The following is a 25362-nucleotide window of genomic DNA, read 5'->3' on the forward strand; positions in this document are numbered from 1 at the left end:
GGTGACGTGCCGCGGCGACGAACGGCGAATCCCCTGCTGTGTGGGAATTCCGGCCCTGGCGTCGCTGAGCCGGACGAGTCGGGTCAATGCGCGTGCCGGATGGACACTGTGGACACCCCGGCGGCGTCGGCTGAGCTGGTGGCCGTGCAGCGCACGGTGCTGGCGGTCGCCCTCGGCGCTTCGTCCTCGGTGGTTGGGGCGACTGTGACGCCTTGGGAATGGTTTCACGGGTTGCGGTTCGTGGCGGCGCTGCACCGAATGTTCGCGCCGGTGGATTTTGTGCGGGAGTGTGAGGGTATGCCGCCGTGCGCGGTGGAAGCGTTCACCGAGACCGCGCGGCGTCGGTCGACCCGGCAGGCGTTGTGCTCGGGGATGCCGCCGAGTGCCGCGCACGCGGCGGCAGATTTGCTGTTGGCAACTCCAGTCTTGGCCGCGGCGGACCCATCGGAGTGCGCGGAGCTGCTACTGCCGGTCGCACAGGCCGAAGCCGAACTGTTGGCCACACACGTCGATCGACGAGATCGGATGTGGACAGTGGATCGGCCCGAAAGTCTGGATCGGGTATGGCGCGCGATCCGTCGCTCGCGGCACCGCGGGTTCGATCCCGCGGTGCGGCGCGTGCCGCGATCGCGGGCAGCGGCCGAGTTGCAGGTGCGGCACATTCCTCAACTGGTCGACGCCGCCGACTGCGTCGAGTTGGTCGGACCGGTGGTCGGAGTCACCGAGCAGACCGTCCGGCGGATGCTGTCAGCGGCGTGTGCCCGATTGCTGGGTGCGCGCTCCTGGCAGCAGGCGACACAGTGGCTGGAGATGCCCGGCCACGACGGCACGGTGCACCAGCGCGCCTCGCTGATCTTGAGCCAGGTGACCGAGACGGCGTTGTGGGACGCGGCCACGACCGTGATGGGCCGGCTGGTCGAGCGCGGGCAGATCGACTACCAGGCTCGCCGGACGGCACTGGCTGATCTCGTCGAAGTGCCATACGAGCTGCTCGCGCAGATCGGCGTCCGTCACGGCATGTGGACCAGCCCGCGGCAGTGCCGGCATGCCGCCGCGTGGATCTGGGCGGAGATCACCAGCGGCGACCTACGAGACGCCCCAACCTATCGCTGCCCCGCCGAATCGCACGGCGACGAACGCACGCGCGCCAGCGCGGCTCGCCGGCGGTTCCTGACCCGCTTGACCCCGGGCGCGGCCCGCGAGCTGCGCGACTACGGCATCGAGGTGTTGGTCGGCAAGGGAGTCCGATGACGGGCCAGCGCACGTCGCGGTTGAGGGTCCATTACAGGGACCCGCACGGGGCACCGCAGGTGGCCACGGTCGAGGACATGGCTGGTATCGCGTTCGAGAACTGTCCTGCGGTGCGCACGATCGAGAGTTATCCGGGCCAGTGGCACACCCCGGGCCAGTACTGGTCGGCGACCACCGGAACATTGCTGGCTTACGAGAGTTTCCTGGAATGCCAGTGGCTGACGCTGCTGGACTTCGATCCGACCATCGCCGCCATCAACACTCAGGCCCTGGAAATCCGCGCCCGCGACCACGACGGGGCGTGGCGGCACGTGCCTGACGTGTTCGCGCGCCGGGTGAACGGATCCGTGTTGATCGTGGATGTGAAGCATCCTCGCCGCCGGGACAGCCCGGCCGTCGAACGCCAGGAGAAACGGACCGCCGACGCCTGCCGACAGCTCGGCTGGGACTACCGGATGGTCGACGCGCCACCCGCACAACGCCACGCCAACATCGCCTGGCTGGCCGGCTATCGCCGACCGCTGCACGCCGTGGCACATCTGGAGCCTGAGATCGTGGCCGCGGCAGCGCAGCCGGTCAGAATCGGTGACCTCGCCGCGACCATGCCGGCCCCGTTGCTCGTGCGGCCGGTGATCTTCCATCTGCTGTGGCGACATCGGCTCGTCTGCGACCTGGACACGCCACTGCGTGAGCGCACCCTCGTCCGGGCCGCGGAAGGGACGTCGCGGTGAGCGGGCGAATCAGACTGGCGTTGGGCGAGTGGGTCGAGTTCGAGGACGAGCGGCATCAGGTCGCCGGGTTCACCGACAGCGGCATTCGGCTGCGGTCGGAGGCCGGCCACATGCAGATCATCCTGGTGGGCGCGTTGCTGTCGGACCCCAGTTTCCGTGCCGGCGCCGCCGAACCCGCCACTGAACAGTCCATGAAGGACTCACCTGGTGACGAGTCGGCGAACCCGGTCGGCGGCGTGGGATTGGTGGCTGATCGTGATGCGGTGTTGCTCGGTCTGCCCGAGGCGGAGCGGTCACGGGTGACCGAGTTGGAGGCGCACCTGCTGGAGGCCGAGACGGGCCACCGTTCGGGCAACCGCCTGTCAGCCGTGGCCGGGGAGCCCCGTGCCGGTTTCGACCCGGACCACACCACGCTCAGCGAACGCATTGACGCCAAGGCCACTGAATTGGGACGTACTTCCCGGCGGCTGTGGCAACTGCGGACGGCCTGGCAGCGCAACGGGCTGACCGGCTTGGTCGACAAACGCAAGACCCGGCTGCACAACCCGTTGGCCCGAGTCGATGCTCGCATCATCGAGGCGATCAGGGAGCAGGCCGCCGCCGAACGATTGGACTCCTCGGCCACCATCGGCAACCGGTTCCATCGCCGCACCCAGAACCGGCTGGACCACCAGCACGGCGTTGGCGCCGTGGTCTTGCCCGGCAAGGACGCCTTCCGGCGGATCGTCAACCAGGTTGTGGATCTGCGGCCCAGCGATCCGGCCGCGCGGCGTATCCGCGCCGCTGCCCAGCCAGACCGCACTTTCGGCGTCGTGACCGCGACCCGCCCCGGGCAGGTCGTGATGGTGGACAGCACGGGGCTGGACGTGCTCGCCTACGACCATGACGTCGACGCGGTCGTGCCCGTCGAGTTGACCGTCGCGCTGGACCTGGCGACCCGATCGATAGTGGCGTGGCGGTTCACGCCGCGCGGCACCAAGAGCGTCGACATCGGGCTGTTGCTGGCCGACATCATGGTCCCGGAGCCGATGCGCCCGCACTGGCCAGACCAACTGCGCCACGCGATGCTGCACGTCCCGACCGAGCGGATGCTCACCGTCGATCAGCGCTTGGCCGAGGCGGCCGCCCGCCCAGTGATCTATCCCGAAACGCTGCTGTTCGACCACGGCAAGCCCTACCAGTCCGACGTGGTCATCCGGGTCTGCCGTCGGCTCGGGATCAGCGTCCAAGACGCACGCAAGTACACACCGACAGACAAACCGCAGGTGGAGCGGGTGTTCGACACGATCAACCGACAGTTCTGCGAACACCTCGCCGGCTACACGGGTTCCGGTGTCGAGCACCGCGGGCTGCGCGCCGACGACACCGCCCGCTGGAGCATCGAAGACATCACCGAGCTGTTCGCCGAATACGTGGTCGCCGTCTACCAGCGCCGCCGCCACAAGGGCCTGATCCTGCACGGTTTCCCCGACCTGAACGTCTCCCCGAACCAGGCCTACACCATGGCGATCGCCGCCGCCGGCTACGCCACCTGCCCAACCGACCCGAACCTCTACTACGAGCTACTGCCCATCGCCGGCCGACGCGGCCGCACCATCCAGCCATCCGGCGTCCGCATCGGACACCTCACCTACACCGCGCCAGTGCTGCGCCGATACCGCAAGACCCGATCACCTTACCCAGACGGACTCTGGCCTATCCGCCACGACCCGCGCAACCTGCTCCACGCGTTCTTCCACGACCCCGCCGACGGCTGCTGGCACACACTGCGCTGGACCCACGCTCTGGACGACCACCAGCCGTTCACCGACATCACCCTGCGCGAAGCCCGCCGCCTCATCCACACCAGGGGACGTGACGACACCGACCAGGACGCCGTCGCCTCGGCACTGCTGGAACTGCAGAACCGCGCCGACACACCGGACACCTGGACGCGCACCGCCCGCACCCGGTGGGCCCGCGACACCCACCGCGCCGGCGCCCACCACCGCGACCGTCGACGCGCAACACCCACCAGCAACGACATCGACGACGCCGACACACCGCCGCACGTAGTGGAAGAGCTTGATCTCGATAGCCTGCAGGCCGCCGACGTCTGGGACCCACACCACCATGGAGACCCTCGGTGACGTCATCGTTCGCGCATCCTGGACTGGCCGAGCCACGCAGCAAGGAAGAATGGCGCGCCTACCTCACCACCCCGCCGCCAGCACGTCCGGTCATGCCGCCGCGCGCGACCTACCAGCGTCTGCCCGAACCTGAGCGGCTCCTGCTCGACGATGCCCGGCAGGACTACCACAGCGCGTTGGTGCTGGTGCGCACCGAACAGATGAAACGCTTGCACCACAACATGCACAGACGGATGCGCACCAACGCACGCCAGGCCCCCGGCGCCCGCCGCGGCATCGTGCTCGACGGCCCCGCCACCATCGGCAAATCCACGCTGGTCAAGATTTTCGCCGCCGACGTCGAACGGCAACTCCAGCGCCGTCACCCACACCGCTTCGACCCCACCACGCCCTACGTCATCGACGGCTACGCAGTGGACTACACACCGGTCGTCTACCTCAACATCCCGGCCCAAGCCACCCCGAAAGACCTGTCCACCCAACTGGCCGACTACCTTGGACACCCGCACACGAACAAGGCCACCCGCACCGCAATCACCACCGCCGTGCTCGACGCGATGCGACTCTGCGGCACCGAGCTGGTGATCATCGACGACGTGCACTTCCTCGACCTGTCCGCCCGCGAAGGCAAAGTCGTCAACGACCACCTCAAATACCTCGCCAACCACACCGCCGCCACGTTCATCTACACCGGCGCCGACCTAGCCACCTCCGGCCTGTTCCTCGAAGGCAACGGCAGCAGCCGGGCGACCCAGACCTCCGGCCGCAACACCCTGCACAAGATGTCTCCCTTCAGCATCACCAACACCGCCGGCCAACAAGAATGGGCCGCCGTGGTCAAGGCCATGGAAGACGCTCTGCTGCTCTACCAACACAAACGCGGCAGCCTCACCAGACTCTGGCGCTACCTACATGACCGCACCGGCGGTAGCATCTGCGGCCTGTCCGACCTCGTCCGCGAGTCCGCCATCGAAGCCATCCTCACCGGCGACGAAGCGATCACCCGCAACCTGATGGACAGCATCGAGATCAGCGAACTCGCCCAACAGACCTACCGACGCACCCAGTGCCGGACCACGACCACCAGCAAGACCACAGCCAAAGCCGGCTGATTTCCAGCAGACTGTCGGCGCAGCTCCGCGCCTATCCCTCGTTGCTCAACACCAGAATCTTGGTGAGGTCACCTCACTGAGAGGTGCCAGTAGGCGTATCGCAGACATCATCAGGGTATTCGTCGCGCCCGCATCTCCGGGGCGCCGAACCTGGCCACGTAGTGCCAGACCCGTTTGAGGGCCTGCTCGTCGTGGTGACCGGTGCGGGACGCGTCGCCGATGACGCGCGGATCGAGACGGCCGTCGCGGGCGAGAGATACGCCGAGGCGCACGAACTCGGGCCCGCGGTACTCGGGGTGTCGGCGCAGCTCGGCCGTGGTCAGGGTGAACCCGCCGTGCCATTCGATCGGGCAGGCCAACCGCCGGGCCGCGGTCTCGGTCGGGGTGCCTCGGTAGCAGGGGTCGAGGACCAGCGCTTCGACGTCACGGCGGAGGTCGACCACACCGTGCACATGGGCTTCGATGTAATCGTCGAGCGCGTCTTTATCGTCGGCCTCGGCCAACGCGATCAGCGTCGACAGTCTCGACGCCACACCGAAGTGCTGGGGCCCGAGTGCGCTATCCGGATAACAGAACGTGGCACCGGCCAGGGTGTGATCGGCCAGGCGCAGGTAGGCCGAGCCGAAGCGCGGTGAGCCGCCCACCAGGCGGCGGCGGAAGTTGAGCGATCCGTACTTCGGCCGTTCTGTCGCCGGCGCGTCATCGTAGGTCCCGGCGAAGATCCGGCTCTCCCATCGCCAGCGGTCACCGCCCGGGTGTGCGGTCAGGCCCCCGTTGCTGGTCCCGGTCTCGAACTGCGAGCGGTACACACCGTCACCGGCCATGAGCTCCAGGATCGGCGTCCCGGCCACGAGTCGATCAGGGTGGAAGTGCAGCGTCACCCGCACCGACGGATCCACCGGCTCGCCCGTCGCCAGCGACGTCACGTGGGCGATGGCCCGTTCCGCCAGATGCCGCATGGCCGCAGTATCCACGATCGCGATGACGGCAGCGACGGAATTCTGACGCTCACCCACTGCCCTGCGCTCCCGTAGACCTCTTGCTGAGATCACCGCACTGAAATGTTCACCGCGCCTGCTGCAGCTCCTTCAAGCCGCATGCCAACATTTCAGTCCCCGCTCAGCGCACCACGCCACTGAAAAATTCGGCTTCGGTTGACAAGTACTCGGATGCCGCCGCGTCGGTAGGCGCGGGCGAATGCAACGCCATCCAAGCTACCAACTCGGTTGCGTTGACCGCCATCAACTATGCCTGTGGGCAAAGAGGCTTGCCGTATGTGTGGGGAGGAAATGGCGGGACCGACGGCGGCTTTGACTGCTCCGGGCTCGCCTCGGCAGCCTACAAGGCGGCCGGTCTCACGCTATCCCGCACGGCGGATGCGCAGTTCCGGGCGGGGCCGCGCGTGCCCGACGGGCAGCCCCTTCTGCCCGGTGATCTCGTATTCTACGGCAACGCCAGTGTTAACATCCACCACGTGGGGCTCTACATCGGTGACGGGATGATGATCGACGCGCCGGATTTCGGGCAGGTCGTGAAAATCCAGCCCTACCGGTACAAGGGAGACGACTACGCTGGAGCTACGCGCCCGGCTGGTTCGGTTGCCCCGTAACGGGTTCCACATCGCCGACGGCCGTACCCACCATAGCACTGAAAGGGCTGCCGTCGGAGTCGAGGAGCAGGATGCGCTGGGTGAACAGCGGCGGCGTCACGCCGTCGAGGACCACGATGTTGTGGTAGCTGGCCAACTCGAACAGCGCGGTGGTCACCTCGCGGATGGTGATGCGGTCGGGGTCGGCCTCGACCGACAGGCCCTGGACCCGGATCTCCAACACCCGCTGCTGCGGCAAGATCCCGATGGCGGTGCGCACGTGTTGCGGGATGCCGCCCTCCTCACGCAACTCGGCGATGTCCTCGATGAGCCTGACGGCGGCGGCCTCCAAGGTGTAGCCGGGGCCGACCCCGGCTCGTGCGCCCCACAGGACAGAACAATCCACTGTGGACTTCATGTAAGTCATGGCCGATCCCTTCCGGGTGGCCGGGTTGTGCCGCACGGCGACGCGATCGCCGCGCGGCACAACCCGGTGTGAACGAAGGAGGAAACGGTCTGCGCGGAGTCAGTTCCCGCGCCGTGCGCGCAGCTCGGCACGCAACTCGTCCAAGGTCCGTCCGTCGGACGTCCTGAGCACCGCCCACCCGTTTTGCGGGTAGCCGCTCAGGGCGGTGGCAGCACCGGACGGGGTCGCATACACTCGCCCGTCAGTGAGGACGACCGTTCCGTCTTCTCGAATCCGCGCCCCCAACTCGCCACCCGCCCCGACGTCGGGCGGCAGCGTCGCCTCGAACCCCGCGATCGCCTCGTTGAGATCGCAGTGCAGCCCCATCACGGTGGCGGCAGTCGGCGCGACGATGAGCGGCCAGCGGTCGTCGACACCGAACCACTGGCCGACTCGCCGCCACCGGCCCTGGTGGGCCAGCAGCATCTCGACATCGACTGCGTGGTCACGGGGCGACGGGTAGGTCAGATCGGTCGGGTGAGTCAGGCGTACGACGAGATCCCCGTCGTACTGGTCGTCGGCCGAGGGCTGGTCAGCGACCCATTGTCCGGCGAACAGGGCCACCTCGCCCGCGCGATCGGGGTCGGTGTCGCCGATGATGTCCACGGCCAGCACGAGCATCCCCCACACGCCGTCCGGGGACCGCATCGGTGTGGCGGTGGCCGACACCGGGGCGAGAATCAGGGCATCGGGCGGCAGTCCCTGCCATTCCCGTGCCGACGCCTCGTGTTGCGGCTGTGACGGCCCGGTGGGTGCGGTGGTGTGTTCGGGTGTGGATTCGGTTCGCGATCGGTCTATGGCCCAGTCAGGAGCCGTTTCGGGTGTCTGTGGTGTGACGTCATCGGTCGGCATGTTGATGCGTCCCTTCGGGCTCGCGGTTGTCGTGGCCAATTGGCCGACCTGTATGCACGCTTCGTGCGTCGGGGTTTGTCAACGGTGTTGTGCCCGTCGGCGTTGAGGTGGACCCGTGTGGCGTAATAATTCCCAGCTCTACGGCACGTTCCACATGAGACGGTCGTCGTGTTTGCCGACGGCGCTTGACTTCTTGGGCTGCAGGAAGCGTCCATAGTGATGTAGCCCGCACACGCCGGTAGCGCACCGGGGGCCACATCCGCTCCGGCCGGGGCATGACCACACCACCGATCACGAACCGCGAATCGAGGGACGTCATGTCCAGCAAGACCCGCACCCGCAAAACCACCACCACCACCACCACCACCACCACCGGCACGACCGGTTCCGGCAGCACGCTGCGGTCGGTTCCCGACCAGGACACCGCCGCGAAGGTCCGCACCGACACCGAGGACAAGCTGTGGGAGGCGTTGCACGCCAACCCGAACAGCACCGCCGCCGACCTGTCGGCAGCGGCGAAGATCGGGAAGTCGACTGCGCAGAAGATCCTCGTCAAGTGGGCGGCCGAGGGCAGCGTCACCCGCACCGTCACGCGCGTCGGATTCGGTGAGGGCGGTCGGCGCGCCGCCGACCTGTGGGCCATCACCGAAATCGGCGCCGAACCGGTCGACCAGGGTAGCGCCGTCCCGGCAGAGGATATCGACTCGGCAGGCACGACCCAGGACAGCCCGGTCGCCCCGGACGAGGCCGAGGCCGCCACTCCGCCCGCTAAGAAGGACGCCACCCACACCACCGTCGCAGAACCGGTCGACGCCGAATCGGTCGACCAGGGTGACCTCACCCCAGCCGAGGACGTTCACTCGGCGGAAAACGCGCAGGCCGCCCTGGACAGCCCGGATGAGGCCGCTGCCATCACGCCCACCGAGAACGACAACACCCCACCGGTGAACACCGAAACGACCAACGCCGCAGACAACGAGACCGAGGAGACCGACCCGGCGCAGGCCGAGCCCGTCGCCGCTGAGCAGACCGACGCCGCAGACGATGGCGCGGAGACCGCCGCCGACACCGCGACGGGCGGCAAGGGGAACGACAAGGAGCGGTTGGCACCGGGCGCACTGCGCGGGATGGTCGAGGACTTCATGCGCGACCACCCCGGTCAGGAGTTCGGTCCGACCGCGATCGCCAAGGAGCTGGCCGGGAAGTCCTCGGGTGCGGTGAGCAACGCGCTGGACAAGCTCGTCGAGGACGGCGTCGCGGTGAAGACCCAGGACAAGCCGAGGCGTTTCGCGCTCGCCCCAGCGGAGACGACTGCACCCGCACCGACGAACTAACCGAGCCCGCGCCCGAAATGTGGTTGTGTCCCCACGGTGACGCCGTGGGGACACAACCACATTCCCGTCTGCTTGATCACTGACTCGACACGATCGCCCAATATGGCGGGATGATTCCGCATCGCCGCCCGACTAGGGCCGGGACGAAGGTCAGCCAGCGGCACCGGGGTGCGGGCGAGGATGAGTGATCCGGTGAAGCCCATGACGAAGCCTTTCGTTCCAGGTGGTCAGCGCGGTGGCCACGGGTATGGCTCGTGAGTGCGGTGAGCGGTCACGGCCTGGGCGGCGACCGACGCGGCCGAGGCCAGCAGCTCGTGGCCGAGTTCGGGGTTGTTGCCCTCGGCGTAGCAGTCGGCGTCGACGAGGAAGGCGAAGGCGGCCACCACGCGCTCGTAGGCGAACGGCGCGTTCTCTGGCAGTTCGTAGAGGTTCGGTGCGGGGCCAGGCGCCAGCAGGCTAAGGGTGACCTTGTGGATTGCGGCCCGGTTGAGGTCCGTGAGAGGCCAGCGCCGGCCGAGCACGAGCTCCGCGGCGCCGGCCCCCGACGAGGGCGACCTCGCCGCGGTGGGTGAGGTAGGTCTGCGGCACGGGCGGCAGGGTCTGCGTGATCGGAATCGGGAGGCCGCGAAAGCCTTTCCAGGTGAAGGTCGCGGTCTTCGGCGCGGTGTCGCCTATCGTGGGTAGCTCGGCGTCCGGGCCGGTCCCGGTCGTGGCACCGTAGTCGGGGAGGTGGTCGAGGTCGGGGGTGAACCAGGGGCCGCCGCGCACCGAGGCGCGGACACCTCGGTCGGTGAAGGCGTACGGGAACCACCGAGCGCTGGTGGCCGCGAGCCACGGCCAGCCCAGATCCTCGCTGAGACCAGGGACCGCGACGAAGCCGGCCTCCGTGTCGCGGTGGTGGTGGTGTCGAGTAGCGCGGCGATGGCCGTCTCGTAGGTGTCCGGATCGAGAGCGGACAGCACGCCCGTGGTCCCGCAGTGACCAGCTCGCGCGTCCAGGCGCGCTACCTGGGCGGGCCGCTGATCTCGGCCAGCGAGCCCAGCCAGCGGGAATCCGGTCCGGTACTCCGATAGAAGTCGGCATGTTCGCGAGCCATGGCTGGAAAACCTCCAACGGATCCGAGGTGCTCATCGAGAGCGAAGGCCGCCTGGCGGGCACATCGAGGGGGCGCTGGATGTGGAACCTGCCGGGAACGGCAAGGGCGACGTGGGTTAGGTGGGCTTCACCCACCGGCACTTCTGGGGATCCCACACCGCCTCGGTGTAGAGACGAGGAATGTCGGGCCAGCCCGGCGCGAGTAGCCAGCCGAACTCCTCGCACTCGGTCAGGCCCGGTCGCCAGCCGGTCCACTTTTCTCGGCCGCAGTCGTGGTCGAGGTCGCACATCAGCCGCTGCAAGCCGGTCATGATGCAGATCGCGATGTCGCATCCACCGTCGTCAGGATCGAACTTGTGCTCCTCGCCGACAGACACACCACAGTCCGGGCACGTCGCCTCGTAGTCAAGGAGCCGGACGACCTTGTCTCGCGTCTCCGATGCACTGTCCTCGCTCATGGTGTCCTCCACTCATTCTCGGTCGCGGGACTGCGGTCCGGTGCCCCGGGTGGAACTCGTCGCCCTGGGGCATTGTCGAAGCCACAGGCGGGCGTGGGGTTGTTCATCGACGGAAGACGGCCGGCCGGCGCCCCTCGTCGAGGGCGCCGGTCGCGGGAGTCTCCGTATGGCGAGGAAAGACACGGGTTCATGTGGGTTTCACCCACTGGCGCTTCTGGGAATCCCACACGGCCTCGGTGTAGAGGCGGTTGAGGTCAGGCAAACCGGGACCGATCATCCAGCCGAGTCGCTGGCAGTCGACCTCGCCGGGCCACCAGCCGCTCCACACGTCCCCACCGCAGTCATGGTTCGCCTCGCAGCCCAGCTGCTGCCGTCCGTTGACCACGCAACGCGCGACATCGCACCCGTCGGTGTGCTCCTCGCCGATGGCGACGTCGCAGTCCGGGCACCGTTCCCTGACGGCGGCCAGACCGTCGAAGGTCTTGTTCTGCACACTCTGTTCGCTGTCCCCAGCCATGACTTTCCTCCCGTGGCTTGTTCTGTGAGTTCTAGTGCTCGACCGGGGTCCCGGCGGGCAGCCACGCGCGGCCGGTCGTGATCCACACCCGACCGTGGACGAAGCTGAACACTCAGTCGGTTTCCCGACTGTCGGGCCACAACCACGGCCACCCCGCCTCGGGGCGGAAGCCGTGTCCGAGGTCCTCGTCGTCCCACACGTCGAGCAGGTCGGCCACGGCGTAGGTGAATGGGTCTGTCGCGGTCAGTACCAGCCGCCCGCATCCGATGCCGCACACCGTTTCGGGGTCGGCGTTGCCTTGGAGCGAGCCCAGCCACACCGCGTGGGGTCCGCGCCCGTCGTAGAAGTCGGCGGTGGTGGACATCGCCGGTCACGGCGGAGGGCGAGTGGCGTCTCGGAGTTGCTGTTGGATCTCGCGTTGGTCGTGTCCGGTGAGGACGGTGGTCAGCACGAGGACGGCGGCGGGCTCGGAGACGGGATTCACGGGTCGGTCGTCGAGAGTGAGGTGGTCGCCGTCGGCGGTGACGATGCGCCAGTCGGTCTGGCGGACGCGGTCGGCGCAGTAGTAGCTGCCGACGAGCACGCCGTCACGGGTGACGGTGCCGTACAACACCTGTTGCGCGTCGGCGGGATCGGCGACGACCGTGGTCACCGCGCAGCTGTTGTCGGTGAAGCGACGGACCACGGTCTCGGGTACATGGTGAGTCATGGTGATCTCTCCCTGTGCGTACGGTTCTTTATGCCCGGTGTGGAGGATTGAAGGAGCACGCCGCAGTCCTGAGTTGCCCGAGCTGGTGACCAACGGGCACTGGTCGCGGTGGAACTTGACGAAGGTGACGCTGTCGTGGGGTGCTCGATGAGGTAGGCATCGCGCGATGCCGTCCGGGGTCGATGCGGTGTTCGGCGTCGTGGCCGTAGGTGGGGGCCGGTAACGCACTCACGGCGTCGAGCACGGTGAACGGTCGCACCGGCACCGACTCGTCTGACCGCAGTTCCAATCGGACGGTCTGGCTGTGGCAGCGATACAGCGCCTGCGGGTCCAGCCAGTCCTCGTAGCGGTCGTCGTCGGGCGCGAGACCGATCTCGGTGCTGCCGTGGTCGAATTCCTGGACGAACAGGGTGCCTGTGCCCAGGGTGATCTCCTCACCGGCTTGTGGGGTGGTCGGGGTGATACCGCGCGCCAGGTCGCCGCAATGGGGCGAGCGGCGGGTATCCACGATGACGGCCACCAACCGGCCGCGCGTGCCGACCGGAGCGGTGTCAAAGGGTGTGAGGTCGACGGATTCGCCGTAGGGTGCGCGGTCGAGGTTGACGGTGCCGTAGCGGTCGGTCTGGCGTTCGTATCGTTGCCAGCGCAGTATTCCAGTGCCGAGAACAATCGAGTCCATTGTGGTATGTCCTCCTTCGGGTGGTACGAAGTGGTGGGCATGACGGGCGCGTCGCTGGTGCCGGAATCCTCCGATGCGTATGCGTGGCGCGGAATGGGAGATCCTGGGAGGGGTGTTCAGTCCGACCTCGGCGTGGCGGGGGTGTCACGGTGGAGCTTGTGTCCCCGGTTGGCCTGTGGCTGGTCGTGCTCGTCGACGAAGAACAGGCCACCGGTGTACTGGCCGAGTTGGTCGGGCGTGAGGTGTTGGGCACCGCGACGGTCGAGGCTCGTGAAGGCTTCGGTGGTGACCTCGTCTCGCGCGGGGGCGTGCTGAGGTTCGGGGAGTCCGGTGAACCGGATGTGCAACAGCAGCACGGGCGGGGTGTCGCCGAACAGTGGTGTGATGGTGGAGGCGCTGATCGTGGCCTGCACGTGTGCCGGGATGCGTCCGGCGGCGCGCGCGGCGAGCAGGTCGTCGTGGACGTGGTGGGCGAAGGCCCCGAAGGCGTCGGTGGTGTCGGCGGTGGTGAACGGTTCTCCGTCGATCCACACGCCGGGGCTCCAGTCTTGTTCGATGAGCATCGGTATCTCCCGTGTGGTTCGTGCGTCGTTGAGGTCAGGTCTCTGGGTTCGAGGTCGTCAGTTGTCCCAGGGTGGGTAGGACGAGGGCGCAGTCTGGCTGGTGGTTCGAGTCGTCGCGGGCCTCGTCGGCGATGGGGGCGTCGCCGTCGGGGTCGAGGTAGTCGCCGAGGTCGCTCAGGGTGGCGATGCGGGTGAGGGGGACTTCGGTCGCGCAGTCGGGGCACTGGTCCAGGAGTAGCCATCCGTCGCCGGGGGTGGTGAAGTCGGGGATGAACCGCCACGCGCGTCCGGTTACCGGGTCGGTGACGGTGATCAGGTCTCCGGGGACCGGTCCGGTGCGGGTGGGGTACTGGTGGTGCGGGTCGTCGGTGACCAGCACGGTGTCGACACTGACCTGCAGGGCGGCGGCGATGGTGCGGGCGACGCGGGCGCGGCGTGCCCACCGGTTCCACTGGTCGGGGTCGTGGCGGCGGCTGAACCCGTCGGGGTCGGCGGTGCGGTGGGCGTGGGCGGCGCGCACGGCACGCTCGGAGAGTCCGGGCGCGGTGGTGGTCATCACGACCACCCCAACGCGTCGGCGGCGGGTGCGGGCAGGTAACCGACCTGCTCGCCGACGGCGAGCCACACCACGGGCGGGTCGGTGGGCGGGGTGCCGTTGTGCGTGGCGTCGTCCGGGGTGCACGCGACCTGTCCGAGGGTGTGCTCCAGCGGGTAGTGGGGTTGCGTGGCGAACCGGACGGGGGTGGCGGGGTCGTAGCGGCCGAGTGCGGCGGTCAGCTCGCCCACGGTCGCGATGTGGTTGCCGTACATGGTGATCACCTCTGGTGTGTTCGGTCGAGTGGTGGCCGGTTTCTTGGGGGTTGGGGGCGAGAATCCCGCCCCCAACCGGGCGGTTCAGTGGGTGGCGGCGCGCAGGGCGGCGGTGGCGGCGCGACCGATGGCCTGCGCGGTGGCGGTGGGGTCGGTCATCACGTGCATGGTCGCCCCGGTCAGCGGTTCGCTGTAGCCGTGCGGGGCGAGCCACAACACCGCGCATCCGGTGGCCCGCAACCGATCGACCAGCCGCTGGGCGTTGCGCCGCACCAGGTCGGGTACGAACCCGTCGGACACGATCACCAGCAGCCGCGCGGCACCGGGTTGGGACAGCCCGAGCGCGCCGTCGAGGGCGTCGATCGCGGTGTCGACGGCTTCCCAGTCGTCGTTCGCGGCGAACTCGGTCACGGCTTTGGGGGTGGTGCCGGGGCGGGTGATCGGGCGGACATGCGCGCCGAAGATCACGGTGGCGGTGTCGGCGGGGATCGAGGTCTGCGCGGCGGCGTTGGCCATGATCCACGCTGTCGAGGCGACCGGACCCGCGAAGGCACCCATCGACCCGGACACGTCGCACGCGATGCCCAACCGCAGTGGCGGGGTGGGCACCGGGGTGCGGGTGGTGCGGGTGAACGGTTCGGCGGTGGGAATGGCCCCGGCGGCGCGTTGCGCTTCCCGTTGCACCGCGCCCCGCATCCGCAACCGTCCGGGCGGGATCGGCGAGGTCGACTTCGTGACGACCCGCTCACGGACCCCGGCGGTGGTCAACGCGCGCGACAGCACACGCGCGGCGGTCCGTTCGGCGGTGGTTGGCGGGCGGGTGCCGGTTGTTTCCGTGTCGCCGTCACCGGAACTACCGGGCGCGGTGTCGAACACCTTCTCGGCGGCCTTGTCCGCCTTCGCGCGGGCGGCGTCGGTGGCGGCCTTCTTCCGGGCGGCGATCTCGGCGGGGTCCTCGGGCAGCTTTGCCCGCGCGACCGCCCGCGCGACCTTGCCCAGCGTCTTGCCGATCGCGTCCGCCAACGGGGACGGGGCGGGCGTGGCGGTGGGGTCGTCGGTGTCGGCGTCGGGGTCGGACAGGTGCGGCGGGGTGGTGTCGGGGTCGGGTCCGATGATCGCGCACCACTGACGGCCGAGGTCGAGCATGGCGTCGGTGTCGTCGTCGGCGACCCGGAACGCCGCGCGCCACACCGCGCGCAGTCGGGCGAGTTTCTCCTCGCCGAGCACGGTTTCCACGGCACGCGCGACCGGGGCGGTTTCGGCTCGGGTGAGGATGCCGCCGTCGGTGCGTCCCAAAAACAGGGCGGCGGTGTGGGCGGCGTCGCGCGGGGTCATTTTCGCCGGGAATTTGGGGTCGTCCAGTGTCAGCCCGCCCGTGACGATGGTCTTCACGCACGCGCGCAACCAGTGCCGGTCGTCGGGGCGGCGGCGGACCTGTGCGCGTTCGATCCGGGGCTCTTCCAACAGCAGGGCGGCGTCAACGACCTCGGGGTCGGTGTCGGCGGGTACGCCCGTGTGCCACCGGGTGTGTTTGCTGTGCCCGCATTCGTGGGTCATCGCGCCCCACATCGGGGCGTAGCGTGTGCGGTCGCTGGTCAGGTGCGGGCGGGCGGTGGCGGGGTCGACCGGCATGTGGACACCGTCGACTTCGATCATGGCTGTGGCAGGCAGGAAACACGCCGGGGCACCGTGTCCGGCACCGGGCGCGATGCTGACCAGCAGGTCGTCGCGGTCGGCGATCACGGGGACCTCGGCGGTCAGCGCGGCCGAGAGAGTGTCCCATCCGGGGGCGGCGGGGAACACGGCCGAACCGGTGGCGGCGGGGTCGGTGATCGTGTGCGCGGTCATGGCGGGCGGTCCTTTCCGGACGGTCGAACGGGTGGCGGGTGGCGGGTGGCGGGTGGCGGGTGGCTAGATTTGGGCACCGAGTGCCAGTGGGGCAACGGCTTTGCCGAAGGCGGTGCGTACGGCGGTGGCCACGATGTCGCGGTCCTCTTCCGGGGCGGTGCCGATCAGGTTCCCGGCGGCGGCGTCGACGCCCAACACGTCGGCGACCTTCTGAAAAGCCAACAGCTCGCGCAATTGTGGTGCCCACCTGATCTCGCCGCCTGCCTGCCGGGTCGCCAGGTTGCGCGCCACCGCAACGGCTTTCGTGTCGATCTTGAGTTGCACGGCGAGGTCGTAGTCGGTGGACACCTGGATCTGCACCGAGAACCGCGACGCCAACGCATCCGACAGCACCGCGCCGTGCACGCCGGGGTTGTGTCCGGCCACGACGTAGAAACCGGGGGCGGCGTCGACGGTTTCGCCGCCGTTGGCCTTGATGATGATCTGGTGGCGTCCGTCCATCGCGGGGTAGACCACAGCGAGCACGGTCGGCGGTATGAGGGTGGCGTCGTCGATGAACAGGGTCCGACCTTCGCGCATCGCGCGGGGTAGCGGACCGGGCACGAACACGAACTTCCCGTCCGGCGTTTGGGTGTACTCGCCCACGATGTCGGCGACCGTGGTGTCCCCGTCGCCCTGAATGGTGATCAGGTCACCGAACGCGGCTTCGATCACCGAGGTTTTCCCGGTTCCGGGTGGTCCGTACATCAGGGCGGCGACCCCGGCGTCGCGCAATTTGTGCAGCGCGGTCACGTCCGGCACCCGGACAGCGTGCGCGGGTGGTAGAGCTGCCCGTTCGGGCGCGTGACCGGACCGGTCACGGTGGGAACCGCCGACGGGGCGGGCGGCGGCGTGGTGGCGGGCGGCGTTGCGCGGGGGCGGCGGGGCGTGCCGGACGGGATCGCCACGGGCGCGGTGGCGGCGTCGGCGGTGGTCGGGGTCGATCGGTAGCGGATCGGTTTGGTCGAGGTCTGTTCGGCGTAGCCACCGGCGGTCAGTGCGGCGAGCGCGTTGCCGATCGCGCCCGACGACCGCCCGGCGAGCGCGGCGGAAATGTCGCGCGGGGTCAGTTCCGTGCCCGCGCGGGCGGCGAGGACTTCCGCCACCTGTCGGCGCAGTTCGCCGTTGGGCAACCGCCCGCCCGCCGGGGCGGTGGTCGTGCCGGATGCCGCCGGGGCGGTCGTCGTCGGCGTGGCTGGCGTGGTCATCGCACGGCGTCCTTTCCGATCTTTGTGCGCGGGTGTCAGGCGGTGGCGGGCGCGTCGTCGTCGATGTCGTCGGGCGCGTTCTGGTGGGCGTAGGCGGCGGCGTCGGCCGATTCCGTGTTGTGCCCGTACTCGACCCACCCGCAATAGCAAAACGCGGTGACCGTGCCGTCGTATTCGGTGGCGATGTCGGCGTAGCACATGATCGGCTCCCATTCGTCGGACATAGCTCGCGCCGGGCGTGGTATTCGGTGTGGTTTCCGGTTCCCCCGGCGACAATTCAATTATGACTCCGCGCCGCGCCGCGCGCAATAGAAACCGCCACCCATTTACAAGACTCTTTTCGCGCGGACGCGCCACCGTCATTGTTGGTGAATAGAAAGCCGTCCGTACGGTCGGAATTCCCGTCATTCCCGTCGACGATTCGCGCAGGTCAGCGACCCGGCCGCGCGCCGGGCATCGTACAAGGGAGCGGCAACGACGGGAGCGGAGGTGTAACGAAAAGGAAGGAGGAACAATTAAATAATAGAATGAGGAAAGGGGAGTTTTGAATAGGTGAGAGAAGAAGTGAAAGCGAGGCAGGTGAGGATGGGGGGACGCTGACCAACCAGCCCGCCCCGATGTGTCTTCCGGCTTGTGGTCAAGCGAGTCTGGGATACCAGCGGATCCCCCTACGGGGTCGCTGACCTGCGTCTTCACGAGCCGCTGGGGGTGGTTCCCTAACGTGATCCCCCGTATGAACCCCATCATGATCCCCCGTATGAACCTCCAATGGAAGTCACCGTGCGTGTAAACGATCTTTAGATTGGCTACTTGTCGTGACAGTGAGGCGGATTTCGCTTTGAGTAGGAATACGGTGGGGTGGTTCATCCGTTCGGCGTAACGTGGAGATCTCCGTCATCACGACACGAGGAATCCGAGATTGGCACCACGATGGCGGTGACCAGGCGCGACCGCGCAGGCGACAGCCGCTGAGGGCGTGTCGCCGCAGGACTGCGCGACGGGCGCGGCGGGAGAGCCGGGGCGGTGTGCGTGGGGAGGTGCGATGACAGCCAGGGACGAGAACCTTCTTCGGGGTTTGGATGACCTGAAGTACCTGTTCGGGGACAAGTGGGTGCCAGCCATCCTGGTCGTGCTCTCGAACGGCCCGATGCGACGCAAAGACATTCTTTCCACGATCAACTCGTATTCCATCGGCAAAGAGTGGTCGGATAAACGTGCCGTCCTGCATGATAGCTACCTGGCGCGCACAGTGAAAAAGTTGACCGAAGCGGGTCTGGTGACGCGCACGCGCGACACGGAAGCCTTTCCGCCTCGGGTCTATTACTCGGTCAAGGCGGAAGTGGTGGAGTCGTTGGAGTTGACCAAGCCGCTTCTCGCCTGGATAGAGGCGCACCCGGAACTCATCGCGCAGGCTCGGGCGTACAGCCGGCAGCGCGGTCGCGACATGGGCACGCTCACCGGAATCGACGAGCTCGGCGATGGCGATATCGAAGACGAAGACGACGATGAAGACGAAGACGACTGATAGGGAACGACCACCCCGAGCCCGGCCCGAGATGACGGCGTCGGGCCTGCCCGGCGACCATCTCGTTCACCCGCCGGGCCGCGGAGCGGTCACGTCCATCCGCCGGTGACTGCTCTGGGCTGCGCGGAGGGCCTGTCGTCGTGGCGTTGCCGTAGGCGGGTGGCCAGCCCGATCGCGTGCTCGGTGGGCCGGTTGTCGACCTCGGCCAACCGGGTAGTCAGCAGGGTCAGGGTGCGAGGGATGGCGTCGATCAGTCCGAGGCGTTCCTGCAGCCGCATGATGTCGCGGTAGAGGGCCTCGTTGTGCGGGTCGAACGCGCGGGCGATCTCCAGCAGGTCGAGGGTCTGCTGCGGGTCATCGGCGAACAGGGCGCGCGCCAGCGCGGCCACGGCGTCGATGGCGTCGCGGCGGATCGCCTCACGGGCGGTCTCAATCCACTCCGTCGACATGCCGTCGGCCAGCGTGCCGCCGTAGCTGTCCACCATCGCCCGGTAGGCACCCACCCGGCGCTGATCGGTCCCGGCGCCCCGGCGCGCGGCCACGGCGGCGTCGAAGTGCCAGAAGTCGACATCCACGAGTGCGGGGTCCAGCCGGTAGCGGTTCTCCCCCGCCACGACGATCTCCGACAGTGCGCCGCCGGTGGCGGCGCTCACCGAGCGCCGAAGCCGAGAGAAGGCGGTGTTCAGCGAGTTGGTCGAGCGCTCCGGCGGCGTGTCCGACCACAACGCCGCCACCAGCGCCTCGCGGCTGGCGCCGTCGGGGTGCAAGGCCAGGAACACCAGCAATTCACGGGTGCGTGGCTGGAACACCCCCGTGATCTCCCGCGCGTCCCTCATGTCGGTGTCGGGTCGCCAGAACATCCTCGGGGCGCCGAGCACATCGACGCGCACCGGCATCGCAGGCCACCCGTCGGCGCTGACGGCCTCGCCGACCGCGGCCGGCGCCGCCGAGCCCTCGCTGGTCGCCTGGCCGACCTCGCCAACGGTGGTCGATGGCCTGCCGCTGGGTTCCGGGCTTGTGACGGGCTCCGGGAGCGACGGGCTGGGACGGAGCCGGACGCCGGGCGTGTGCACGGGACGCGGGCCGATGATCTCCAGTTCGGTGTCGGTCACCACCGGCGGCTCGGCCCTGGCGATGACCTCCAGTTCGGTGTCACTGATCGGCAGCACACTGCCGACGTCGTCGCCTCGCTCGGGAGCCACCCTCGTGGGCGCGGGGGCGGACTGGGTGGCCGGCGGTGCGACGCGCGGTCGTGGCCTCGGCGCGGCGAGCGCCTCGCCAGGGGCGGCGGGCTCGGGGTCGGCTTGGTGCAGCAGCTTCAGCAGGGCAGCGGTGTCATCCTCGCCGAGGCGGAACATCTGGCTGCCGCGCAGGGCTTCGCCCAGGCCGGGGCTGGTGGCCGACACGGTGCCGTCGGCGCGGATGTAGGCGGTGACGCCGGGTTGCCACTGGCCCAGCAGCAGCCCGGTGATCCCGAACTGCGCGCCGTTGTCCAGGACCGCTTGCAGCCGAGGACGCTGGTGGGCGGGCACCGTGGTGGCCAGCACCAGCGTGGGCCACGATCGGGGCTCGCCCGTGGACGTGGGGCTGGCGCCCGCGCGGACCAGGATCTCGGCCTCCAGCGCGTCCAGCGCGGCCTCAAGGCTGTCGGCCACGGGCAGCGCGGCGGGCAACCTCGTGTGAGCGGCCCCGCGTCCCAGCAGCGGGACGAGATCCTCGGCCGGGATGAGGACCCCAGTCCCGGCCGCCGCGCCCGCCTGGCGCGCGTTGCTGACGCTCAGGGCGGTCACCAGCAACGCGCGCGTCGCCGCTGGGCCACCGGCGCCCACGAGCCCGAGGCCGCGGGCGACCGCGAGGTTCAGCGCGATCTCCCGGCCGTCACGCACCCCCAGCCGCGCGGCCAGTGCGGGGTCCTGGTCGGAGCCGTTCTCGGGTGCGCCGATCACCCGCACCGCAGGAATGGCCCCGCGTGGGGACGGTGTGCTGTCGAGGTCGTCGTCGGGGTCGCTGTCGTCGTCCTGCTCGGCGCGGAGGTGCGCCAGCCGCAGTTGGTAGACCACCGGCGCGACCGGGAAGTCGTCGCGATCGCCGCTGCCGGGCTGGTATCGGGCGCGGTAGCGGCGGCGCGCGATCACCAACGCGGCGCTGACCGCGGCGGCCAGCCCGAGGCCGACGAACAGGTCCGGCTCCCAGCGGAAGCCCGGTTCCCGAGTCGAGGTTGGCGTGCCGGTGCCCGTCGCTGGCGCGTGCTGGGTCGTCGGTGCCGGAGTCGTCGGCAGCGAGCTGGCCGACGAAGTTGGGGTCGTGGGCGACGGTGACGTGGCCGGTGGAGGGGACGTGGGGTCGGGAGCCGGTGGCGGCGCGCTCACCGGCGGTGCTGCGGGCGGCGTGGTCGCGGTGGCGGGGAGGGAGAGTTCCTGTCCGGGGTAGATCAGGCTGGGCTGGGTGAACGTCCGGCCGCCGGGCTGCGACTTGCCTTCGTTGGCGTGCCAGATTTCCGGCCACCGGTTGCCATCCCCCAGGGTGCGCTGCGCGATCCGCCACAACGAGTCGTACACGCCGTTGGCCGGCGCCCGCACGATCACCGACACCGGAGGCGATACCGCTGGCGTGCTTGCGTCGGTGACGGTGGTGTCCATGGCCGAGGTCGTGAACACCGCCTGCCGCACGGTGAACGTGCTCGGGAACGCGGAGTGCTGCCAGGCATGCGCGGTCGCGACGACCGGAGACCCGGTGCCCAACGCGCCCGAGGGCGGGCCGCTCGGGACGGGCGCGGGGCGGTTGTTGCCCAGCACCGAGAGCAGGACCGCGCCGACCAGCACACCCGCTAGAGAGTGCATCGGGCCAGCAGCGGACAGGTCCGGCCACCGCGCGTCGCGCACGACCTCGACCGTGCAGTGCAACACGTCGAGGGTGAAGAAAAACCACACGATCCAACAGGCGCAGGCCAGGAAGTCCAGCAGGAACGTGACGCTCATCGGAGCGAGCAGGAAACCTTGCAGCTCCGGCCAGGTCGGGACGTGGTGCGGCAGCGGCCATCCGACGTAGCGCACCAACGCCCACGGCAACCCGACCACGAGCGCGGCCAGCACGACGGCGGCGATCAAACCCCGCAGGAGCCTGCCGAGGAACCAGATGGTTCCGGCCACCACTCGCCAGGCGCGACGACCTGGACCGGGTTGCCTCGCGGGTTGTTGGCGAGATCGATGTGAGGTTGCGGTCACGGCTAGCTCGATTCCTTGGCAGTACAGGGCTTATGCCCGATGGTCACCACCCCGAGGGATCTCGGGTGCGCGCGGGCCGGGTGGCTGTGGACTGACGTAACGCGGCCTGCCCGGCCGGTCGGGCGTTCTCACGCCACCTCCGCCGGGACACGCACTGGCGTATCCGCACCGTCGGCACGAGCGGGCGCGGGCTGCGTGGATGCCGGGCGAGCCGTCGGTGTCCTCGCTGTGGACGGTGCTCGGTTCGTGTCGCTCTTCATGGTCGCGGCTGGCCGCTTGCGCTTGCCGCGGTGCGGTTTCCGGGCCGTGAGCCACCGGGTGAGATCAGCGGCCGAGACATCGGTGAACCCAGCCAACTCGTCGAGGTCCATGACGTCACCGGCGGCGGCAAGCACGTCACCGAGTTGTTCGTCGAGGTCGGCCAGTTGCTCGGCAACGGCGGCCCGGCGCTGCGCGAGGGCGCCGACCTGCTGCGCCGCGGCAGCCCTCTTCGCGCTGCGCGCGGTATCGGCCTGTTCGACACGGCGCTCGATCTCTTCAGCGGTAGCCATCGGGTGGTCCTTCCTGGGAGGTGCTGCATTGGGTACTGGCGGGTGGTGCGGTCATGGCTCGATGTTCGCCACACCGCGCTGCGGATGGGCGCTTCCCTGTCCGTGCACGGTCAAGCTGGTGATGCCGACCATGCCCAACAGTTGGGTGTGCTCGACGGCGGTGACCGCGACGGTGACGGTGTCCCCGGACACCGTCACCGTGCCCGACGCGCCGACACCGGCCAGGTAGCTCTGGGCGTCGGCGACGGCCTGCGCAGGCACGAGTTGCAGAGTGCCGGTGGCGCGGTAGGCGGTCAGGTCGATGGCTTGGGCGCCGGCGCGGGCGGCGGCCTCGGCTTGGCCGCCTGCTTGGACCTTCGCGGCGAGCGCGAGGCCGCCGTCGAGGGTGAGCCCGGCCAGGGCGAGGATGCCGATGGTGAGCACCACAACGAACGCGGTCACCCGACCCTCGTCCGCACGCCACCAAATCCGGCGCTGTGTCCACCACCGCTCGCATCGTGTCCACCACCTCGCGCGGGCATGACGGCCCCGGCGGCTCACCGTCCGCCCCCGGCGGTGTTCACCGTGATCGACCGCCAGGTGTCGACGGGTTCGTTCGCGGTGGCCGACAAGCGTTTCTGGTCCGCGACTCCGAGCAGGAGCGCGTCGCTGAAGTCGACCGTGCACCACACGGTGACGGTGACCGTCCCGCCAGGAACCAGACCGCCGGTAGCGGTCTCCACCCCCAGCGACTGGCAGGCGACTCCGGCGGCTGCCAGGGCGCTGGCGGCGGCGGACCGCGCCGCAGTGACCGCGGCCGGGCCGCTGCGTTCGATGCTGGCCGCGCGGGCGGCTTGGTGGGCGGCGTCGTTCACGCGCAGCCGCGCGTCGACTCCCCGATGGATGACCACCGCCACGAACACCAACAACAGGATCAGCAACGGGGCCATCAGCGTGACCTCGGCCGCCACGGAGCCGCGGTCGGCGCGCCACCACGCCAACCACCCTCGCGCCGCGGCCTTGCGCGACCAGACACGACGGGCGCTGGGCGAGGCGGGACTGCCTCCTCGTCGCGCAGAGTTCGTGCCTGCCGGGCCTGGAGCGGTGGCGAGGTGTTGCTTGGCGGTCATGGACACGCACCTCGCTGGTAGAGCCCTGCCGTGAGAACGTCGCGGGCAGCGGCGACGTGAGCCTCGACCGCCCTCAGCACCTCGGCAGCGGTCTGCACCGGCGGTGCCGTCGCGTCCAGGTGGAGGGCGTCGAGTTCGGTGCGCCAGCGTTCGCGGTCGCAGCGCCCGGTGTCGGGGACGGCGGTGTCGCCCAGCAGACGGTTCAGGTCCAGGACGTGCTCGGCCGTGCGCGTCAGGCACAGCAGGATCGCGTGCAGGCACTCGTCGAGCGCGGCGAGTTCGGTGCGCGTGGCCTCCACGACCTCGGGTGACTCGCCTGTCCGGTCGAGGTGCTCCACCATCAGGCGCGCCGGGGCGCTGCGGTCCAGGCACACCAGGGTTTCCCACGCGACCCGATGCGCGGCGCGAAGATGCTCAGGATCCAACCACCCCACCGCCGGCCCGGTGTGCAGCGACGCGACACACTCGATGACGCGTCGCGCCACCAGTTGCCACTGTCCAGGCAGGCCAGCGAAGTCGCCTTCGCGGAAGAACAACGCGCCGTGCCCCCGATCGGCCCGCGCTCGTTCCCACCGTCCGCGCCGCAGGTCATGACCCCAGCACAGGTAGTCCACCCGCGCCCACACAGCGGCGAAGGCCACCAGTGCGCCGCCCCCGGCCCACAGCGGCCACAACATCGCCGGCAGGGCCACCAACCCCCAGCCGACCAGCCCGACCCCGACCGCCCCGTACAGTGCGGTCTCGCCCGACACCGACTCGCGGATGGCCTGGCGGCGAACCAGGGCCAGGTCCAGCCCAGGCCGCCACAACACCCACTCGACCCCGTGCTCGACGCGGCCCCGACTGGTCGGCGAGTCGGTCATCACGGCCTCCCTGCCAGGGCGAAGAACCGCTCCACCGGCCCGACGGCCTCGGCGTGCACCGGCAGGCGCAGGAACGGGATGACCGACGCGGCGGTCCCCGAAATCCGGATCGACGCCGACGTCGCGGTGCGTTCGGCGCTGACGCTGGCCCCGGTCAACGGGCCCCGCGCGAGCTGGTCGAGCATCCGCTGCGCGCTCGCGGCGCCCGCGGCCGCGGTGCCGCTCTGTGCTCGCGCGGCGGCGAGCCCTTGGGAGGCGGCGGCTTGGGCGACGTGGGTGGCGTGGCTCCACAGGGCGAATTGCACGATCGCCAGCAACATCAGCAACAGCAGCGGGGTGGCGATCACCAACTCCGCGCTGACCGACCCCCGGTCCCGGCACACGGCCCGCCTCGCCCCAGACAGCCCGCATCCTCGATGCTGCGATAGACCCAGTTTCGTCCGAGCGTACTGTGGCTGCCGTTGACGGAGTGCCAACACGAGTCGGGGTTGGGTGCTCATCACGGTTACACGTCGAGGCCGTTGGCCTTGGTGGTGACCTTCGCGACGATGACCGCGATGACTGCCAACGCCATCACGACCAGCAGCGCGGTCACCAGGACCGTCTCGGTGGAGTATCCCGCCTCGGGTTCCCGGCGCAGCACGTCCCACCGCGCCTTCAGCGTCGTCCACCACGCCATCAGATAGGGTTGCATCGCGATC

Annotated in this window: 29 protein-coding genes and 1 pseudogene; 7 read left to right on the top strand and 23 right to left on the bottom strand. The window is 69.3% G+C overall.

Annotated elements, in window-relative coordinates; genetic code table 11:
- The first annotated feature begins 138 nt into the window (after window positions 1–138).
- The 4 genes from F0L68_RS33275 to F0L68_RS33290 are packed head-to-tail and all read left to right on the top strand — an operon-like array spanning window position 139 to window position 5223.
- Complete coding sequence (locus F0L68_RS33275; RefSeq protein WP_223199361.1) at window positions 139–1251, top strand: hypothetical protein; 1113 nt, start codon at window positions 139–141, stop codon at window positions 1249–1251.
- 59 nt (window positions 1252–1310) lie between these two features.
- A complete protein-coding gene (locus F0L68_RS33280; RefSeq protein WP_223199352.1) occupies window positions 1311–1982 on the top strand; it encodes a TnsA-like heteromeric transposase endonuclease subunit in 672 nt (223 codons plus the stop codon).
- Window positions 1979–4111, top strand: coding sequence for a TnsB C-terminal domain-containing protein (locus tag F0L68_RS33285; protein WP_149853855.1), 2133 nt, complete (start codon window positions 1979–1981; stop codon window positions 4109–4111). The genes F0L68_RS33280 and F0L68_RS33285 overlap by 4 nt, the downstream gene beginning before the upstream one ends.
- Window positions 4108–5223, top strand: coding sequence for a TniB family NTP-binding protein (locus F0L68_RS33290; RefSeq protein WP_149853856.1), 1116 nt, complete (start codon window positions 4108–4110; stop codon window positions 5221–5223). The genes F0L68_RS33285 and F0L68_RS33290 overlap by 4 nt, the downstream gene beginning before the upstream one ends.
- A gap of 110 nt (window positions 5224–5333) precedes the next feature.
- On the opposite strand, the gene F0L68_RS33295 is transcribed toward F0L68_RS33290, so the two are convergent.
- Window positions 5334–6182, bottom strand: a complete 849-nt coding sequence (locus F0L68_RS33295; RefSeq protein ID WP_188316958.1) for a DUF3626 domain-containing protein — start codon at window positions 6180–6182, stop codon at window positions 5334–5336.
- A gap of 212 nt (window positions 6183–6394) precedes the next feature.
- Here F0L68_RS33295 and F0L68_RS33300 point away from each other — a divergent pair.
- A pseudogene (locus F0L68_RS33300) lies at window positions 6395–6832 on the top strand (C40 family peptidase); the annotation flags it as partial.
- On the opposite strand, the gene F0L68_RS33305 reads toward F0L68_RS33300, so the two are convergent.
- Together F0L68_RS33305 and F0L68_RS33310 are read right to left on the bottom strand one after the other, a co-directional pair.
- Window positions 6801–7238, bottom strand: coding sequence for a hypothetical protein (locus F0L68_RS33305; protein WP_149853857.1), 438 nt, complete (start codon window positions 7236–7238; stop codon window positions 6801–6803). The pseudogene F0L68_RS33300 and the gene F0L68_RS33305 sit on opposite strands and share 32 nt — an antisense overlap.
- A gap of 99 nt (window positions 7239–7337) precedes the next feature.
- On the bottom strand, window positions 7338–8129 hold the full coding sequence (locus F0L68_RS33310; RefSeq protein ID WP_149853858.1) for a restriction system modified-DNA reader domain-containing protein: 792 nt from the start codon (window positions 8127–8129) through the stop codon (window positions 7338–7340).
- Window positions 8130–8446: 317 nt separating this feature from the next.
- Between F0L68_RS33310 and F0L68_RS33315 the strand changes: the two genes are divergently transcribed.
- The gene (locus F0L68_RS33315) at window positions 8447–9463 is read left to right on the top strand and encodes a ribonuclease E domain-containing protein (protein WP_149853859.1); all 1017 of its coding nucleotides are present in this window, start codon (window positions 8447–8449) and stop codon (window positions 9461–9463) included.
- A gap of 227 nt (window positions 9464–9690) precedes the next feature.
- Here F0L68_RS33315 and F0L68_RS33320 read toward each other — a convergent pair whose 3' ends face one another.
- From F0L68_RS33320 to F0L68_RS42785, 13 genes are all read right to left on the bottom strand, one after another.
- Window positions 9691–9984 carry a hypothetical protein gene (locus F0L68_RS33320; protein WP_149853860.1) on the bottom strand — a complete coding sequence of 98 codons (294 nt, stop codon included), beginning with the start codon at window positions 9982–9984 and terminating at the stop codon, window positions 9691–9693.
- Window positions 9985–10674: 690 nt separating this feature from the next.
- A complete protein-coding gene (locus F0L68_RS33325; protein ID WP_223199353.1) occupies window positions 10675–11028 on the bottom strand; it encodes a hypothetical protein in 354 nt (117 codons plus the stop codon).
- 175 nt (window positions 11029–11203) lie between these two features.
- Entirely contained in the window at window positions 11204–11533 is a 330-nt protein-coding gene (locus F0L68_RS33330; RefSeq protein WP_149853861.1) for a hypothetical protein, read from the bottom strand.
- Between the two features lie 112 nt (window positions 11534–11645).
- Window positions 11646–11897 carry a hypothetical protein gene (locus F0L68_RS33335; protein ID WP_223199354.1) on the bottom strand — a complete coding sequence of 84 codons (252 nt, stop codon included), beginning with the start codon at window positions 11895–11897 and terminating at the stop codon, window positions 11646–11648.
- Between the two features lie 6 nt (window positions 11898–11903).
- On the bottom strand, window positions 11904–12242 hold the full coding sequence (locus F0L68_RS33340; protein ID WP_149853862.1) for a hypothetical protein: 339 nt from the start codon (window positions 12240–12242) through the stop codon (window positions 11904–11906).
- Between the two features lie 28 nt (window positions 12243–12270).
- On the bottom strand, window positions 12271–12921 hold the full coding sequence (locus F0L68_RS33345; RefSeq protein ID WP_149853863.1) for a hypothetical protein: 651 nt from the start codon (window positions 12919–12921) through the stop codon (window positions 12271–12273).
- A 116-nt stretch (window positions 12922–13037) separates the two neighbouring features.
- The gene (locus F0L68_RS33350) at window positions 13038–13484 is read right to left on the bottom strand and encodes a hypothetical protein (protein ID WP_149853864.1); all 447 of its coding nucleotides are present in this window, start codon (window positions 13482–13484) and stop codon (window positions 13038–13040) included.
- Between the two features lie 34 nt (window positions 13485–13518).
- A complete protein-coding gene (locus F0L68_RS33355; protein WP_149853865.1) occupies window positions 13519–14040 on the bottom strand; it encodes a hypothetical protein in 522 nt (173 codons plus the stop codon).
- Window positions 14040–14294 carry a hypothetical protein gene (locus F0L68_RS33360; RefSeq protein WP_149853866.1) on the bottom strand — a complete coding sequence of 85 codons (255 nt, stop codon included), beginning with the start codon at window positions 14292–14294 and terminating at the stop codon, window positions 14040–14042. The genes F0L68_RS33355 and F0L68_RS33360 overlap by 1 nt, the downstream gene beginning before the upstream one ends.
- Before the next feature lie 84 nt (window positions 14295–14378).
- Window positions 14379–16142, bottom strand: a complete 1764-nt coding sequence (locus tag F0L68_RS33365) for a vWA domain-containing protein (RefSeq protein WP_149853867.1) — start codon at window positions 16140–16142, stop codon at window positions 14379–14381.
- Between the two features lie 63 nt (window positions 16143–16205).
- Window positions 16206–16943 carry an AAA family ATPase gene (locus F0L68_RS44800; protein ID WP_306463207.1) on the bottom strand — a complete coding sequence of 246 codons (738 nt, stop codon included), beginning with the start codon at window positions 16941–16943 and terminating at the stop codon, window positions 16206–16208.
- Window positions 16931–17389, bottom strand: a complete 459-nt coding sequence (locus F0L68_RS44805) for a hypothetical protein (RefSeq protein WP_306463208.1) — start codon at window positions 17387–17389, stop codon at window positions 16931–16933. The genes F0L68_RS44800 and F0L68_RS44805 overlap by 13 nt, the downstream gene beginning before the upstream one ends.
- 35 nt (window positions 17390–17424) lie before the next feature.
- On the bottom strand, window positions 17425–17589 hold the full coding sequence (locus F0L68_RS42785; protein WP_188316959.1) for a hypothetical protein: 165 nt from the start codon (window positions 17587–17589) through the stop codon (window positions 17425–17427).
- An 842-nt stretch (window positions 17590–18431) separates the two neighbouring features.
- Between F0L68_RS42785 and F0L68_RS33375 the strand changes: the two genes are divergently transcribed.
- Window positions 18432–18914, top strand: a complete 483-nt coding sequence (locus tag F0L68_RS33375) for a winged helix-turn-helix transcriptional regulator (RefSeq protein WP_149853868.1) — start codon at window positions 18432–18434, stop codon at window positions 18912–18914.
- Between the two features lie 89 nt (window positions 18915–19003).
- On the opposite strand, the gene F0L68_RS33380 is transcribed toward F0L68_RS33375, so the two are convergent.
- The 7 genes from F0L68_RS33380 to F0L68_RS33410 form a co-directional block, all read right to left on the bottom strand.
- Complete coding sequence (locus tag F0L68_RS33380) at window positions 19004–22063, bottom strand: BTAD domain-containing putative transcriptional regulator (protein WP_223199355.1); 3060 nt, start codon at window positions 22061–22063, stop codon at window positions 19004–19006.
- Window positions 22064–22266: 203 nt separating this feature from the next.
- On the bottom strand, window positions 22267–22689 hold the full coding sequence (locus F0L68_RS33385; protein WP_149853870.1) for a hypothetical protein: 423 nt from the start codon (window positions 22687–22689) through the stop codon (window positions 22267–22269).
- Between the two features lie 51 nt (window positions 22690–22740).
- On the bottom strand, window positions 22741–23130 hold the full coding sequence (locus F0L68_RS33390) for a hypothetical protein (protein ID WP_149853871.1): 390 nt from the start codon (window positions 23128–23130) through the stop codon (window positions 22741–22743).
- Between the two features lie 95 nt (window positions 23131–23225).
- Window positions 23226–23798, bottom strand: a complete 573-nt coding sequence (locus F0L68_RS33395) for a TadE/TadG family type IV pilus assembly protein (protein WP_149853872.1) — start codon at window positions 23796–23798, stop codon at window positions 23226–23228.
- Window positions 23795–24661, bottom strand: a complete 867-nt coding sequence (locus F0L68_RS33400; RefSeq protein WP_149853873.1) for a hypothetical protein — start codon at window positions 24659–24661, stop codon at window positions 23795–23797. The genes F0L68_RS33395 and F0L68_RS33400 overlap by 4 nt, the downstream gene beginning before the upstream one ends.
- Window positions 24661–25044, bottom strand: a complete 384-nt coding sequence (locus tag F0L68_RS33405) for a TadE/TadG family type IV pilus assembly protein (protein WP_223199356.1) — start codon at window positions 25042–25044, stop codon at window positions 24661–24663. Before F0L68_RS33405 ends, F0L68_RS33400 begins: the two co-directional genes overlap by 1 nt.
- A 122-nt stretch (window positions 25045–25166) precedes the next feature.
- Window positions 25167–25355 (bottom strand): hypothetical protein, encoded by a 189-nt coding sequence (locus F0L68_RS33410; RefSeq protein ID WP_149853874.1) that lies wholly within the window; start codon window positions 25353–25355, stop codon window positions 25167–25169.
- Window positions 25356–25362 lie beyond the last annotated feature (7 nt).

Origin of the sequence: Solihabitans fulvus (assembly GCF_008386585.1) — a bacterium.
Classification (GTDB): Bacteria; Actinomycetota; Actinomycetes; order Mycobacteriales; family Pseudonocardiaceae; genus Solihabitans; species Solihabitans fulvus.